This is a genomic window from Arthrobacter liuii, assembly GCF_014639275.1.
GTDB lineage: Bacteria > Actinomycetota > Actinomycetes > Actinomycetales > Micrococcaceae > Arthrobacter > Arthrobacter liuii.
Map to the genome: position 1 here is coordinate 403,732 of NZ_BMFW01000002.1, position 14,647 is coordinate 418,378.

12 protein-coding genes and 1 pseudogene are annotated in these 14,647 nt (G+C 66.6%); 9 read left to right on the forward strand and 4 right to left on the reverse strand.

What is annotated here, in order from left to right; all coding sequences use genetic code 11:
* Nucleotides 1-4 precede the first annotated feature (4 nt).
* Nucleotides 5-1,306, reverse strand: coding sequence for an MFS transporter (locus IEW19_RS03895; protein ID WP_188570350.1), 1,302 nt, complete (start codon nt 1,304-1,306; stop codon nt 5-7).
* Between the two features lie 150 nt (nt 1,307-1,456).
* Between IEW19_RS03895 and IEW19_RS03900 the strand changes: the two genes are divergently transcribed.
* Nucleotides 1,457-3,064 carry a CYTH and CHAD domain-containing protein gene (locus tag IEW19_RS03900; RefSeq protein ID WP_229748309.1) on the forward strand — a complete coding sequence of 536 codons (1,608 nt, stop codon included), beginning with the start codon at nt 1,457-1,459 and terminating at the stop codon, nt 3,062-3,064.
* 19 nt (nt 3,065-3,083) lie between these two features.
* On the opposite strand, the gene IEW19_RS03905 is transcribed toward IEW19_RS03900, so the two are convergent.
* Entirely contained in the window at nt 3,084-4,520 is a 1,437-nt protein-coding gene (locus IEW19_RS03905) for a PucR family transcriptional regulator (protein WP_188570351.1), read from the reverse strand.
* 168 nt (nt 4,521-4,688) lie between these two features.
* Between IEW19_RS03905 and IEW19_RS03910 the strand changes: the two genes are divergently transcribed.
* The 6 genes from IEW19_RS03910 to IEW19_RS03935 all read left to right on the forward strand — a co-directional run bounded on the left by IEW19_RS03910 (nt 4,689) and on the right by IEW19_RS03935 (nt 10,826).
* Entirely contained in the window at nt 4,689-6,119 is a 1,431-nt protein-coding gene (locus IEW19_RS03910; protein WP_188570352.1) for an aminobutyraldehyde dehydrogenase, read from the forward strand.
* 14 nt (nt 6,120-6,133) lie between these two features.
* Nucleotides 6,134-7,504: a 4-aminobutyrate--2-oxoglutarate transaminase gene (gene gabT, locus IEW19_RS03915; RefSeq protein ID WP_188570353.1), complete on the forward strand. Its 1,371-nt coding sequence runs from the start codon at nt 6,134-6,136 to the stop codon at nt 7,502-7,504.
* 626 nt (nt 7,505-8,130) lie between these two features.
* Nucleotides 8,131-8,598 (forward strand): hypothetical protein, encoded by a 468-nt coding sequence (locus IEW19_RS03920; RefSeq protein ID WP_188570354.1) that lies wholly within the window; start codon nt 8,131-8,133, stop codon nt 8,596-8,598.
* A 3-nt stretch (nt 8,599-8,601) separates the two neighbouring features.
* On the forward strand, nt 8,602-8,754 hold the full coding sequence (locus IEW19_RS03925; protein ID WP_188570355.1) for a hypothetical protein: 153 nt from the start codon (nt 8,602-8,604) through the stop codon (nt 8,752-8,754).
* A gap of 31 nt (nt 8,755-8,785) precedes the next feature.
* Nucleotides 8,786-9,121, forward strand: a complete 336-nt coding sequence (locus tag IEW19_RS03930; protein WP_188570356.1) for a hypothetical protein — start codon at nt 8,786-8,788, stop codon at nt 9,119-9,121.
* A 22-nt stretch (nt 9,122-9,143) separates the two neighbouring features.
* A complete protein-coding gene (locus tag IEW19_RS03935) occupies nt 9,144-10,826 on the forward strand; it encodes an endo-1,4-beta-xylanase (RefSeq protein WP_188570357.1) in 1,683 nt (560 codons plus the stop codon).
* Between the two features lie 37 nt (nt 10,827-10,863).
* Here IEW19_RS03935 and rarD read toward each other — a convergent pair whose 3' ends face one another.
* Complete coding sequence (gene rarD, locus IEW19_RS03940) at nt 10,864-11,898, reverse strand: EamA family transporter RarD (protein ID WP_188570358.1); 1,035 nt, start codon at nt 11,896-11,898, stop codon at nt 10,864-10,866.
* Nucleotides 11,899-12,018: 120 nt separating this feature from the next.
* Between rarD and IEW19_RS03945 the strand changes: the two genes are divergently transcribed.
* Nucleotides 12,019-13,014, forward strand: a complete 996-nt coding sequence (locus IEW19_RS03945; protein WP_188570359.1) for a DNA topoisomerase IB — start codon at nt 12,019-12,021, stop codon at nt 13,012-13,014.
* A 45-nt stretch (nt 13,015-13,059) separates the two neighbouring features.
* Complete coding sequence (locus IEW19_RS03950; protein ID WP_188570360.1) at nt 13,060-14,520, forward strand: FAD-dependent oxidoreductase; 1,461 nt, start codon at nt 13,060-13,062, stop codon at nt 14,518-14,520.
* A 3-nt stretch (nt 14,521-14,523) separates the two neighbouring features.
* On the opposite strand, the pseudogene IEW19_RS24175 reads toward IEW19_RS03950, so the two are convergent.
* Nucleotides 14,524-14,647, reverse strand: a pseudogene (locus IEW19_RS24175) (IS5/IS1182 family transposase); the annotation flags it as partial.

Genomic DNA, 14,647 nt, shown 5'->3' on the forward strand with positions numbered 1-14,647 from the left:
GGCACTACTTCCTTTCCGCGGTATTCAGGCCCGCAGCAGCCGTGGAAGGCCTCCCGGACATCATCCGGCCCGTAATCAGATGTGACACCACGATCTGGACCAGCGCCAGGACCAGCAGCAGCACCAGCGGCAGGACCCATCCGCCGGTGGCGCTGTGCAGCAGGCCCATGCCGAACGGCCCCGCCGTCGCCAGCAGGTAACCCGAGGACTGGGCAAGCGTGGAGAGTGCGGTGGTCTCGGCGGTGCTGGAGCCGCTGCGGCTGATCATCACCATGACCAGCGGGAAGATGCCCAGGCCGAAACCCATCAGGACGGCAGGGATGGCTGCCAGCCCCACTGGAAGGACCAGCAGCGCCGCGAGCCCCACGGCCATGGTGACGCTCACCAGGTAGAAGGCGGGGCGCAGCATGCCGGGCCGGGCGCCGATGGCGATCAGCACCATGCCCGCCGGGACGGAGACCAGCTGCATCAGTCCGAACATCAGCCCGCTGTCCGCCGCGCTCAGGCCCATGGTGGTGAGCATGTACGGGAACCAGCTTAAGAGGGCGTATGCAAGCAGCGCCTGCAGCGTGAAGATTGCGGTGAGGAGCTGGCCTTTGCGGGTGCGCAGCAGCGGCCACGGGGACACATGGCCGGCTTCGGCTTTGACGGTGTTGCGGTGGGCGTGCAGCGCCACGGGCAGGAAGCCCGCGAAGGCCGCCACGGCTGCAAAGCCAACGGCGCCGATGGCGGCGGACGGGGAACCCAGGGCTTGTGCCAGCGGGACAACCGCGACGGAGGTCAGGGTGCCGCCGGTGGTCATGGTCACGGTATAGACGGCGGTCATCAGTGAGGTGCGGGATGCGAAGTGCTCGCGGATGAAGGACGGCATGGCCACATTGCAGACGGCCAGCCCGGACATACCCACCACGCTGCCGGCCACGAGCATGCCGGTGGAGGGGATGCCGCGCAGCAGGAGCCCGCCGGCCAGCAATGCCAGTGACAGCAGGATTGCCTTCTCCACACCCAGCTTGCCGCTGAGCCAGGACGTAGCGGCACCGGCCACGGCGAAGCAAAGGGTGGGAATTGACGGGATGATGGCCGCCACCAGCGCCCCGTAGCCCAGTACTGCCTGCAGGTCGTGCAGCAGGGCGGATGCCCCGGTGATGCCCGCCCGAAGGTTCAGCCCGATCAACACCAATGCAATGACTGCGGACACGACGGCGGAGCGCGGCCTGCCAGGGGCCGTAAGGGTTGCGGGGCTGGGCCGGGCAGCGGTGGGCGCGTGGGCGGTGGCGGCCGCGGAGGCAGGGGGAGTGGCAGGCATACCTCCACCGTAAAGGTCGGACGTTTGATGTTTGAGGTTTTGTGGCCAACCTCTCCCGGCTGTTAACCTTCGGGCCATAGAATTCCGGTTACGGCACGCCGGGCCAGCCGGGTCCGGATCCGCCGCAATGGCGCGGAAGGACGGCCTGTTTTGGTTAACCAACAAACCGAAATTGAACAGAAGTACGACGTCGATGAGGACGCCGAGGTGCCCCAGCTGGATACGTTGCCCGGAGTAACCAGGGCAGGCCTTCCGCATACGGCGGTCCTCGAGGCCGTCTACTTCGACACGGAGCGGCACACACTGGCATCGCACCGGATCACGCTCCGCCGCCGTACCGGAGGAACCGATGCAGGCTGGCACCTGAAGTTGCCGCCGCTGGAAGCTGACGCGTCCGGGGCCGAACCGCAGCAGCGGCCCGAACTGCACGCCCCGCTGGGGCAGCCTGACGTGGTCCCTGACAGCCTGCTGGCCCGCCTCCAGGCATACCTCAGGGGACAAGAAGTGGCGCCGGTGGTCCGGTTGGAGACCAGCCGGACCACGCACGCCCTGTACGGAGAGGACGGCGTGCACCTGGCGGACCTGGCCGATGACCTGGTGACTGCGGAGCTCCTGCACAAGGGAGAAGGAGGGGGAGCCGCGGGCGGCGGGCAGAAACAGCACTGGCGTGAATGGGAGCTGGAACTGGTCCACGGCGAACCCGGCCTCTTCGGCCCCGCCGGGAAGCTGCTGGCCAAAGCCGGAGCCCGTCCAGCCGGCCACGCCTCGAAGCTTGCCCGTGCGCTGGGAAATGCCCCCGGCGCACGTTCGGCCACAGGCGTGTCCCCTGACGGCACCCGGTCACGAAGCGAAAGTACCCCTGCCTTGGTTGCCGGCAAGAAGGCACCGGCAGCCGCCGTCGTCACCGCCTACCTCGGAAGGCAAATCGGGGAAATCCTGGCCCAGGACCCGGGAGTCAGGCTGGAGGAGCCCGAATCCGTGCACAACATGCGGTCTGCACTCCGCCGGATTCGCTCCGTGCTTGCCGCCTACAAGAAGCTCTATGTGGCCGCCCCGGTGCGTCAACTGCGCGACGAACTGAAGTGGCTGGGCCAGCTGCTCGGCGGCCCGCGGGACGCCGAGGTCATGCTGGCCAGGCTGCGCGGGCAACTTGACAGCCTGCCGCCGGGGGACGGCGTCGATGCCGTCAGGACCGAGGTGGAACACAACCTGGGCGGTACATATGACGACGGCTACCGGCTGCTCCTGGCGGCGCTCCAGTCGGAACGCTATTTCCGCCTCCTCGACAGCCTGGAGGCGTTCCGGGACAACCCGCCCGTCCTTCCGAAATCCGTGGCGCCAGGCCGCCGGATGGCTGCGAAGGCCGTGGACAAGGCGGCTAAGAGGTTCCGTCGTTCGCGCAAGGGCGCCAAGAGGGCCCGGCGCGGGACAGAGCACGAAGCCGCCCTCCACCAAGTGCGCAAGGATGCAAAGCGGCTGCGCCATGTGGCTGAATCAGCCGCGGCGGTGCACGGCAAACGCGCCGACAAAGTGGCCAAGGCGGCGCACCGGCACCAGAAGATCCTCGGGGAATTCCATGACTCGGTAGTGGCCCGCGACCTACTGGCCGCCATCGGCGCGGAGCACAGCGTGCCCGCCACCACCGGCATCTACGCGGAACTGCTCAAGCGGCAGGAAGAACAGATGCTGTCTACCCAGGCCGGGGATCGGAAGGCATGGAAGAAGTCGCGCCACCTGCTGGGCAAAGGGGTCCTTTAAGGCCCTGGCACGGCAGCGCCTACCTGCCCTGCCGTGCCGACAACCGGGCCACGGCCAGGGCGAGCCAGAGCTGCACCCGGTCTGCGGTGACTGCGGGGTCGTACCCGGTCAGCTCGGTGATCTGGGCCAGCCGGTACCGCACCGTGTTGCGGTGCAAAGTCAGCGCCTCCGCCACCGCAGCCACAGAGCCGTTGTTGTTCAGGTAGCTCTCCAGCGTGGCCATCAGCTCGGACCCGTGAGCGGCATCGAAGGAACGCAGCGGGTTCAGTGACTCATGCGCCATATCCGCCAGCGGCACATCCTCGCTGGCCAGCAGCAGCGAGGTCAGGCTCAGCCGCTCCGGTTCATTGACGGGAAGGCCGTGGCTGGCGGCGTCCCGCGCCTCGAAATAGCTCCAGCGGAGCCCGTTCGGCTTGGTGTACGCCCCGCCGATGCCGATCGTGGCGTGGATGCCGGCTTCGGCGAGGTGGTCGCTCAGCTTCCGTGCCAGCGCGGGTGCCGTCCCGCCGTCGTCATTGACCACCAACACCAGGTCCTTGCCCACGACGGCGGCAACGGCCTTTTCCAGTTCCTGCGGCACCGAGGTGCTCCCCAGGGCTTTGCCGTGGGCAGCCGAAACGGCCAGCAGCACCACGTTCTTACGGGTGCTGTTCACGCCCACGCCGGCCAGGCGGCGCTGGGCCTCGCTGGTCTCCAGCGCACCGTGGATCACGTCCTCCAGCACCTGGCCGCACAGGGCGCGCTGGGCCTGCCGCTGCTTGACCATGTTGTTCAGCTCCACGCTGATCAGGTTCTGTGCGTAGCCGATGATTCCGGTGTCCTCGAACGGCTGGCGCACCCACAGTGTGCAGGCATCGCGCCGCCCCGTGGGCACGGGGTAGCTGGACCAGATGTCCGCCGACGGGCTGGCCGTGCTGCTGTTGTACAGCTGCGCCGTGAACTGGGTGAGTGCAACGTCAGTGCGGAGCATGCCGCCCAGGTTCTTCAACAGTTCGGCCAGTCCGCCGCCGGTCAGCAGCGCCCGGGCCAGCACCTGGTGCCCGGCGATCAGCCGTTCCAGCTTGGCGTAATGGTCGGCGGACTGCGCGTCTGCCACCAGCTTGGTGATGGCGATGAACGGGGTCTCGTACGGCACTTCCACCACCGGCAGGCCCCAGCGGTTGGCTTCCGCCAGGAGGGCCGGTGGCACCGCCTCATGGGAAAGACCCACGCCGAAGCCGATGCCCACCGCGCCGGCGCGCTGCACCTGCCGGACAAAGCGGCGCTGCTCGGGGGCGGAGCGGAGCCGCAGGCCGGTGGTGAGCACCAGCTCCCCGCCGTTGAGGAACCGCTGCGGATCCTCCAGTTCGGTGACGGCGACCCAGTTGATGTCCTGGTTCCAGGTTGTCTCCGCCACGCCGGCCTTGGCCAGTTTCAGGGAGGACACGCCCACCAGGGCAGCAAGGGAAATGGCCATGAAGCAAGGATAAACGTGAGCTGGGCAACCGCACTAAACCCTTTCGGCAAGGGTGTGCAGGTGGCTATTCACCCGGCTGGGGAGCTGGCATAGGCTCAAGGCAGTTCCATCCATCTGTCCTGGTCTTCGCCCGGCCGCAGATGGCCCATACGAAAGAGGTTGCACACCGTGGTCCAAACCTTGCAGAACTTCATCAACGGGAAGTTCACCACCCCTGCCGGCACCACCCTGCTGGACGTGGTCAACCCCGCCAACGGAGAAGTGGTGGCGCAGGCCCCCGTTTCGGTGCAGGCCGATGTTGACGCAGCCATGGCTGCCGCCAAGGATGCCTTCAGGACCTGGAAGCACGTGACCCCGGGCCAGCGGCAGCTGATGCTGCTCAAGCTCGCCGATGCCATCGAGGCCAACAGCGGTGAACTCGTCGAAGCCCAGCACCGCAACACCGGCCAGGTCCGGTCCCTGATCGCCTCCGAGGAAGTGGCTGCCGGCGCCGACCAGCTGCGCTTCTTCGCAGGGGCCGCCCGCATCCTGGAAGGCAGATCCGCAGGCGAGTACTTCGAGGGCCACACCTCCTATGTCCGCCGCGAACCCATCGGCGTGGTGGCCCAGGTGGCCCCGTGGAACTACCCGTTCCTTATGGCCATCTGGAAGATCGGGCCTGCCCTCGCAGCCGGCAACACCGTGGTGCTCAAGCCATCCGACACCACCCCCGAATCCACCCTGGTGCTGGCCCGGCTGGCCGGGGAGATCCTGCCCGCCGGCGTCCTGAACGTGGTTCTCGGCACCGGCGAAACCGGGGCCATGATGGTGGAGCACAAAGTCCCGGGCCTGGTGTCCATCACGGGTTCCGTCCGCGCCGGCATCGCGGTCGCCTCCGGTGCTGCGAAGGGCCTCAAGCGCGCCCACCTGGAGCTGGGCGGAAAGGCGCCGGCCATCGTGTTCAAGGACGCAGACATCAAGAAGAGCGCCGCGGCCATCGCCGAGTTCGCGTTCTTCAATGCCGGCCAGGACTGCACGGCAATCACCCGCGTGCTCGTGGAGGACTCCGTGCACGACGACGTCGTGGCCGCCATGGTGGAGCACACCAGGACCCTGCACACCGGCTCGCAGAACGACGAAGACAACTACTTCGGCCCGCTGAACAACATCAACCACTTCAACGCCGTAACGTCGGTGGTGGAGAACCTGCCGGCAAACTGCCGGATCGAGACCGGCGGCCACCGCGCGGGGGAGAAGGGCTACTTCTTCGAACCCACCATCATCACCGGCGCAAAGCAGACCGACGACGTGGTGCAGAAGGAAACGTTCGGCCCCGTCATTACCGTCCAGAAGTTCAGCACCGAAGAGGAAGCCGTGGCCCTGGCCAACGACGTGGACTACGCCCTGGCCTCCAGCGTCTGGACCACTAACCACGGCACCGCCATGCGGCTGAGCCGGGATTTGGACTTCGGCGCCGTCTGGATCAACACCCACATCCTGCTCACCGCCGAAATGCCGCACGGCGGCTTCAAGCAGTCCGGCTACGGCAAGGACCTCTCCATGTACGGCGTGGAGGACTACACGCGCATCAAGCACGTCATGTCCGCCCTCGACTCCTAAGGAAGAAAAGAATCATGACCACCACCGCATCAGACATCACCTACCGCCTGGAGCAGAAGCGCCGCGTCCAGGCCGACTTCCCGGGCCCCAAGTCCGTGGCACTGACCGAACGCCGCAAGTCCGTGGTGGCCGCCGGCGTCGCCTCCAGCGTTCCGGTCTACGTGGCAGATGCAGACGGCGGGATCATCCACGATGTCGACGGCAACTCCTTCATCGACCTCGGCTCGGGCATCGCCGTGACCAGCGTCGGTGCGTCCGATCCCGCCGTCGTGGGCGCCGTCAAGGAAGCCGTGGAGCACTTCACCCACACCTGCTTCATGGTCACCCCCTACGAAGGCTACGTGGCCGTCGCCGAGCAGCTGAACCGCCTCACCCCGGGCGGCCACGAAAAGCGCACCGTCCTGTTCAACTCCGGCGCCGAAGCCGTGGAAAACGCCGTCAAGGTGGCCCGCCTGGCAACCGGCCGGGACGCCGTCGTCGCCTTTGACCACGCCTATCACGGCCGCACCAACCTGACCATGGCACTGACCGCCAAGGCCATGCCGTACAAGACCAACTTCGGCCCGTTCGCGCCCGAGGTCTACCGGATGCCCATGAGCTATCCGTACCGCGAGGAAAACCCCGCGATCACCGGTGCCGAGGCAGCCAAGCGTGCCATCACCATGATCGAGAAGCAGATCGGCGGCGACCAGGTGGCCGCGATCATCATCGAGCCCATCCAGGGCGAGGGCGGCTTCATCGTCCCGGCCGAGGGCTTCCTCCCGGCACTGGCCGCCTGGGCCAAGGAGAAGGGAATCGTCTTCATCGCCGACGAGGTTCAGTCCGGCTTCTGCCGCACCGGTGAATGGTTCGCCGTCAACCACGAAGGCGTCGTCCCGGACATCATCACCATGGCCAAGGGCATCGCCGGCGGCATGCCGCTGTCTGCCATCACCGGGCGCGCCGACCTGCTGGACGCCGTGCACCCGGGCGGCCTGGGCGGAACCTACGGCGGCAACCCGGTGGCATGCGCCGCCGCGCTGGCGTCCATCGGCTCCATGGAGGAATACGACCTGAACGGCCGTGCCCGCCACATCGAGGAACTCGCGCTGGGCCGGCTCCGCGACCTGCAGGCAGAACTTGCCGGCGCCGGTACCGCAGTGATCGGCGACGTCCGTGGCCGCGGTGCCATGCTCGCCGTCGAACTCGTCCAGGAAGGCTCCAAGGAACCGAACCCGGAACTGACCAAGGCCGTGGCCGCCGCCTGCCTCAAGGAGGGCGTCATCATCCTCACCTGCGGCACCTACGGCAACGTCATCCGGCTGCTGCCCCCGCTGGTCATCACCGATGAACTGCTCGCTGACGGCCTGGAGGTCCTGGCAGCGGCCATCAAGGCACACGCCTAAAGGCCCCAAAGCAGTCCTACGAAGAGGCAGCACCCCCGCCGGGGTGCTGCCTTTTTCGTCGTCAAGCTCGCTTTAGGGGGTACCTAGGCCCCCGCGCCGCGCGGCTGTATCTACCCAATATCAGGCCTTGGCCAGCGGGCATGTGGCGGTCCCCCCATGCCCGATTCGGTAAGTACCCCCAAAAATTTTTATTGAGTACCTGTTACTCGTGTTTGCCCCCCGCGGGGGTACGTAATTTTGACCTATAAACGGGTTGGGCTGCGCGCGACGCCGGTTGCCTGAGGCGCCGCCCCCAACCCCACAACGCGGAGCCGCTTTCGCTCCTATCGTGTCAGCCGCAGGGTAATGACGTTGCCCTCCTATGGCGCTAATGACAGGAACTCCAACCAGCACCTGGTGTTTGGGCACCCCAGGTGGCGATACCCCAAAGCCCAACGACGGACATTTTGCTTGAGACAGGGGAACGCAATGACGCAGCCTTCAAGGGAAACCGGGGACAGGACCGGCCGCAGCGCCGGATCCGTTCACGGCTCCGTTCACAAGTCCTTTCACAAGGCGGAGCCGGGACACCGGCAATTGAGGCACGGCCGCGCCGCTGGCCTGCATGCAGCGGGGGAGGAGCTGTGGTGACCCATCTGGAAACCTTCGCCGTGACTGCAGCCGTGCCGGGGCAGGTCACGTTCGGCCGGGACGGCGCCATGTTCGAGAGCCTGCTCAGTTTCGTGGCCCAGCTAAGCCTGGTGCTGTGGAGTGTGGTTACGCTTACCGTGGTCATCCGCTTCATCGGCATCCGGTTCTACCGCCGCACCGCACGCAGGGCGCTGGCCCGGATCGCGGCAGCAGGCGCACCCGTTCCAGGCATCGTCGGGTCCGGCACCGCTGCACCGGTCGCGACGGCCGCGGCAGCTGCCGCCGCCGCTGCACCTGCGGCCGCAGCAGTTGCGGTTACCGCACCCGCCGCCGCAGCCATCGCGGTGCCAGCCATCGCCGTCGTACCCGCCATCGCGGCCGGGATCGACCTGCTCCAGCCGGCCAACGTCCCGCTGACCGACGCCGTCACGAACATGCTCGCTACCAATTCCGTGGATGGATGAGCTATGGACATCGCGCTCATGATCTTCTGGCTGTTCGCAGGCGTCAGCATCCTTTATGTCGTGCACTTCGGCCTCTACCTGGCGGGCGCCAACTTCTACGACATCTGGCAGCAGCGGCGTAAAGGAATGACGGGAGTCCGGCTCCCAACTTGCTGACGCGGCGAACCACGGAAGCCCCGCCAACCCGGTGAACTCAGTCAAGATGGCCGCCACCACGGCCAACAAGCACCTGTTCTCCCCGCAGGTGGCGGTGACGGCCGGCACCTACAAGATCGCCAGCTACCTCAACGTCACGGCGCGCACCAGTGGTGAGATGGGCTTCTATATCGACGAGTACAACGCGGCCGGGCAATGGATCTCCGGGCAGTACAAGCTCGGCGTGACAGCCGGGGGAGTAACCAATGTGGACCTGACATACTCGCCAAGCACTACCGCGGTAGCGAAGGCGAGCCTGCAGGTCATCGTCCAGGGCAATTCGGGACTGCAGGCGTACTTTGACGACGTCCGCTGGACCAAGCCCTAGCAGCGAAAAACGAGGACGAAGGATGGCCGGGCGCCCGCACGCACTGACTGTGATGCTGGCGTCCGCCCTCCTCGTCATCCTCGCTTCCTGCTCCCCGCCCAAGCCCGATGTGACGCTGGACCTGCTGCACGGGGACTGGCAGGATGTGCCCGGAATCCGGGCCGCGAGCGGCGGACTGCAGGTGACCCCCACCGCCAGGCGAATCGTGGAGCAGAGCGGGGAGGGAGGCCAACCGAATCCTCCACTCAACCTTGCTGGCACGCACCTGGTGGTCGGTGGAGATTTTTCGCTCAGCGCAACGTTTGCGGACGTGAGCGCGGACGCATCCTGGGCCCTGTACGACCGGCCCCCTGTCATCGCGGATGAGTTCCGCGTCGAGCCGGCGGGGCTGCGGCTCACCCTTCAGGGCAGCGACTTGAAGATCGCAGTCTTCGATGGGAAGCAGAAGAAGGACGTCACCCAGCCGGTGCCCGTCCATGATGAACATGTCACGGTGAACGACCCGGGAGCCCCGTTCACTGTCCGCCGCTCCGGCGATACGCTGGCCGTCTCCAGCGGCACGGACACGCTTTCGTCCCTGCCCCTGGGCAAGGTGTTTTCGTCAGGGGAGTTGTGGCTCGGGTTCTCCAGCGATTCCGGGGACTTTGAGATCACCTCGCTCAAGGCTGTTGCGCCGGGCAACACTGGCCTGCGCACTTCGGGAGCCGCGGCGGCCGATGTCAAGCCGTCAGGTGACGGCTTGCAGGCGCTGGCCGCGAGGACCCGCCAGGACTTCCTGGTCGGCGCAGCCGTGGCGCTCGGTCCCCTCACCGGGGACGAGGACTACGCGCGTGAAGTCGTTGGAAACTTCGGCGCCCTCACCCCTGAGAACGCCATGAAGCCGCAGTTCCTCTCACCGCAGCAGGGCGTGTACACCTTCGAAGAAGCGGACGCGATCCTGGCGATCGCCCAGAGCAAAGGCATGGCGGTGCACGGCCACACCATTGCCTTCACCGAGGCCATGCCCCGATGGATGCAGCAGCTCCCTACCGGCTCCAAAACGGAGCGCGATGCCAGTGCTGCCGCGCTGCTCGACTACCTCACCACAGTGGTGACGCACTTCAAGGGCCGGCTGGCCTCCCTCGACGTGGTCAATGAGCCGTTCGACGTCAACCAGGGAACCAGCATGCAGCAGAACATCTGGTACCGCGTCTTCGGTCCCGGCTACCCGGCGGTGGTCTCCAAGGCGGTGTACGCCGCCGATCCGCGCGTCCTGCAGTACATCAACGAAAACGGCGCCGATGTGCCGGGGCAGCGCCAGGACGCCCTGCTCAAGCTCATCCTTGACACCAACGCGCAGGGCGGCCACATCCATGGTGCAGGACTACAAGCCCACGTCTACAACCTCAAGACGGACGCCATCTCCGCGGACGCCCTTACCCGCACGCTCAACCGCTTCGGCGATGCCGGGCTGCACGTCCGCATCTCCGAGAACGACGTCACGGATGGCCAGGGAAAGGATGCCCAGGCGAAGCAGTACGCCACGGTGCTGGCCACCTGCCTGCGCTCGCCCACCTGCGTCTCCTACACCACCTGGGGCGTCGATGACCGTTACGACTGGTGGATCGACGACGGCGGGAGCCTGCGGCAGGGCCACGACCACCTGTTCAACAACGGACAGCCCACGCCGGCATACGACGCCGTGAAGCGTGCCTTGGGCGGCTGACCGCTGCCGTGGCCGGGAGCGGCCGGGAATGCCTGCCTCAAGCGGCCTGGCGGAGCGCTGCCTTGCGGGCCACCGAGTTCCTGCGGGCCCTCCCCAGCATGTCCAAGGTGAGCAGCAACAGGGCCAGCCAGACCACCCCGAAGCCGATCCAGCGCGCGGCGGTCATGGCCTCCCGGAACACCAGCAGGGCCACCAGGAACTGCAGTACGGGAGCGAAGTACTGGAGCAACCCAATGGTGGTCATGGGCAGCCGCCGCGCGGAGGCGCCGAAGAAAAGCAGCGGGACGGCGGTGATCACGCCCGACGACAGCAGAAGCCAGAAGTGTCCTGCACCCTGTGACGTCAGCGTGGAACTGCCGCTGGCGGCCAGGACCACCATCGCAACGGCGGCCAGCGGCGCGAGCACCATGGTTTCCACGCTGAGGCTGGTGATGGCGTCCACCCTTGATCCCACCCGGTTCTTGACGAAGCCGTACAGGCCGAAGCTGAACGCCAGCGTCAGCGCGATCCACGGCAGCTTCCCGTAGGAGTAGGTGAGGACGCCCACGGCCACGAACCCGACGCCGACGGCGGACCACTGCAGCGGCCTCAGCTTTTCCTTCAGGACCAGCACGCCCAGCAGCACCGAGACGAGCGGGTTGATGAAGTAGCCCAGCGAGGTTTCCACAGCCTGCCCGGTGGTCACGCCGTAGGTATAGGTCAGCCAGTTGATGGCAATCAGGAAGGCCGCCAGAGCCAGGGAACCAAACACCCTCCGGTCCCTGAGTGCCGCCGCCAGCACCCTCCACGCCCTGGTAACCGTGATCAGCAGAGCGCAGAACAACAGCGACCACACCACGCGGTTGGCGACGATTTCGACGGCGCCCGCGGGCATCAGGATGAAGAAGTACAGCGGGAGCAGCCCCCACAAAACGTAAGCGCCGATGCCGAACAGCATCCCCGCCGTCGTGTCCTTGGCTAGCGCTTTGGGGGCCCCTTGCCCGCGGCCAGCTGGTGCCGGGGCACCCGCAGTGGCGTTTGACCCCGGGGAGGCGGCGGCTGTGGAGGTGGCGGGGGAGTTTCCTTCTGGCATGGGCACGATGTCAATAACAGCAGCCCCGGGGCAGGTATTCCAGCGGGCGGGGCAGGCAATCCCGAAAATAGTCAGTAGGCTTTCTTTCATGACACGTTTCCGTTTGCCGGTTCCCAACCGATGAGGCTCCGGCGCAGCAACGCCTCCGGGCGCGGCTACCGAAGGGTGGCCGCCGGGAAGGGCTTCAGCTACCGGGACCTGGACGGCTCCACCCTGCCGCCCGGTCCCCTCCGGGACCGGCTGGAAAGCATCGGCATTCCGCCGGCCTGGACCGACGTCTGGATCGCCCCGTTTGAGAATGGCCATATCCAGGCAACCGGCGTGGACGCGGTGGGCCGCCGCCAGTACATCTACCACCCTGAGTGGCGCGAGCGTAAGGACCGGGTGAAGTTCGACCGGTCGCTCCAGTTGGCCGAATCGCTGCCTTCAGCCAGGCGCCGGGTCACGATGGACCTCCGCGGAGAGGGGTTTTCCCGTGACCGCGTGCTGGCGGCGGCGTTCCGGATGCTGGACAGCGGATCCCTTCGGGTGGGCTCTGAACGGTACACCAACGAGAACGGCAGCCGCGGCCTTGCCACCCTGCTGTGCGCCCACGTCCAGGTGCGGAAAGACCGGATCCTGCTGCGCTTCCCGGCCAAAAGCGGCAAGGACTGGGAATCGGAAATCCGCGACGCCGACCTCGCCGCCCTGCTGCGCCTGCTCAAGCGCCGGGGCCCCAATGCCCGGCTCCTTGCCTACAAGGAGGGCCGGAGCTGGCAGCCTGTCACCAGCGCCGACATCAACGCCTATGTGAAGGAGCGGACCGGCTCAGATTTCACGGCGAAGGATTTCCGGACCCTGCGCGGGACGGTGGCGGCAGCGGAAAGCCTGGCCTGCACCGGTATACAGCGCACGGCGGCCAAACGGAAGCGGGCCATCAGCCGGGCCATGTACGATGCCGCGCAGACGCTGGGTAACACCCCGTCCATCGCCCGCAAGAGCTACGTGGATCCGCGGGTGCTGGACCACTACCACGACGGCGAAATCATCGATCCGAAACGGCTCGACTCGGCGGAGGCCGAGCTCCGGGCGCTCCTGTACCGCGAAGGCAAGGTGGTGGCCCTGGCCGCCAACTAGAATGGGAGACTGTGCACCGCACCATGCGGCGCACCCTCACCAAACATGAGCAGGACCAGTCCAGAAGGGTTCCCGGTGTCCATTCACAGCGAAACCGCCGCCAACCGCCCCCTCCGTGTCGCCATCGTCGGCGCGGGACCGGCAGGAGTCTATGCTGCGGACATCCTCACCAAGTCCAGCGGGGTGAAGGATGGCGACTTCCAGGTCAGCATCGACCTCTTTGAGGCCTACCCGGCGCCCTATGGACTGATCAGGTACGGAGTGGCCCCGGACCATCCCCGCATCAAGGGCATCGTCAACGCCTTGCACAAGGTCCTGGACCGCGGCGACATCCGCTTCCTGGGCAACGTCACGTACGGCCGGGACCTCACCCTGCACGACTTCCGGGCGTTCTACGACGCCGTGATCTTCTCGACCGGCGCCGTCAAGGACGCGGACCTGGACATTCCGGGCATCAACCTGCCCGGCTCCTTCGGTGGCGCCGACTTCGTCTCCTGGTACGACGGCCACCCGGACGTGCCGCGCGAATGGCCGCTGGAGGCAAGGGAAATCGCCGTTGTCGGCAACGGGAACGTAGCCCTGGACGTGGCCCGCATGCTGGTCAAGCACCCCGAGGAACTGCTCACCACCGAGATCCCTGACAATGTGTACGCGGGCCTGAAGGCGTCGCCCGTCACCGACGTGCACGTCTTCGGCCGCCGCGGCCCTGCCCAGGTCAAGTTCACCCCACTGGAGCTGCGCGAACTGAGCCACATGGACGACGTCGACATCGTCCTCTACCCGGAGGACTTTGAATTCGACGAGGCCTCGGACGATGCCATCCGCAGCAACAACCAGGTCAAGACCATGGTGAACACCCTCACCAACTGGCTGGTGGAGGAGCACACGGAGGCAGAGAACCCGTCATCCCGCAGGCTGCACCTGCACTTCCTGCACGGCCCCGTTGAAGTGCTCGACGACGGCACGGGCAAGGTGGGCGGCATCAAGTTTGAGCGCATGCAGCTGGACGGCACCGGCAACGCCAAAGGTACGGGGGAGTACGTTGAGTACCCCGTCCAGGCCGTCTACCGGGCCATCGGCTACCATGGCTCGGCGCTGGACGAACTTGAGTACGACGCCAAGCGCGGCGTCATCCCCAACGAAGGCGGCCGCGTCCTGGACGCCGACGGCAGCCCGGTGCCGGGCATCTACGCCACGGGCTGGATCAAGCGCGGGCCCGTAGGCCTGATCGGGCACACCAAAGGTGATGCGCTGGAAACAATCGGCTTCCTGCTGGAGGACCGGTTGAACCTTCCGCCGGCACGGAACCCGGACCCGCAGGCCATCATTGACCTGCTCGAAGAGCGCGGCATTGAATACACCACCTGGGATGGGTGGAACAAGCTCGACGCCCACGAGGCCAGCCTCGGTGCGGCCTGGACAGGACCTGAGGGCCTGGACCATGTGGTGCGCGAACGGATCAAGGTGGTGCCGCGCGAGGACATGATCCGCATCTCCCGCGGCTGACCCCTAGGGCGTGTCTCCTAAAGCTGTCAGCCAGATGCTGATTGCTCGGAGGACTGCTCCGCCGCGGTAGGTGAGGGCGAGTTTGTCGTAGCGGGTTGCCAGGGCCCGCCACTGTTTGAAGGTGTTG

Excerpts from the sequence above, each read along its gene's own strand:
- IEW19_RS03945 (WP_188570359.1), top strand. The coding sequence starts at position 12,019 with ATGAGGCTCCGGCGCAGCAACGCCTCCGGGCGCGGCTACCGAAGGGTG.
- IEW19_RS03895 (WP_188570350.1), bottom strand. The coding sequence starts at position 1,306 with ATGCCTGCCACTCCCCCTGCCTCCGCGGCCGCCACCGCCCACGCGCCC.
- rarD (WP_188570358.1), bottom strand. The coding sequence starts at position 11,898 with ATGCCAGAAGGAAACTCCCCCGCCACCTCCACAGCCGCCGCCTCCCCG.
- IEW19_RS03905 (WP_188570351.1), bottom strand. The coding sequence starts at position 4,520 with ATGGCCATTTCCCTTGCTGCCCTGGTGGGCGTGTCCTCCCTGAAACTG.
- IEW19_RS03935 (WP_188570357.1), top strand. The coding sequence starts at position 9,144 with ATGGCCGGGCGCCCGCACGCACTGACTGTGATGCTGGCGTCCGCCCTC.
- IEW19_RS03925 (WP_188570355.1), top strand. The coding sequence starts at position 8,602 with ATGGACATCGCGCTCATGATCTTCTGGCTGTTCGCAGGCGTCAGCATC.
- IEW19_RS03950 (WP_188570360.1), top strand. The coding sequence starts at position 13,060 with ATGAGCAGGACCAGTCCAGAAGGGTTCCCGGTGTCCATTCACAGCGAA.
- gabT (WP_188570353.1), top strand. The coding sequence starts at position 6,134 with ATGACCACCACCGCATCAGACATCACCTACCGCCTGGAGCAGAAGCGC.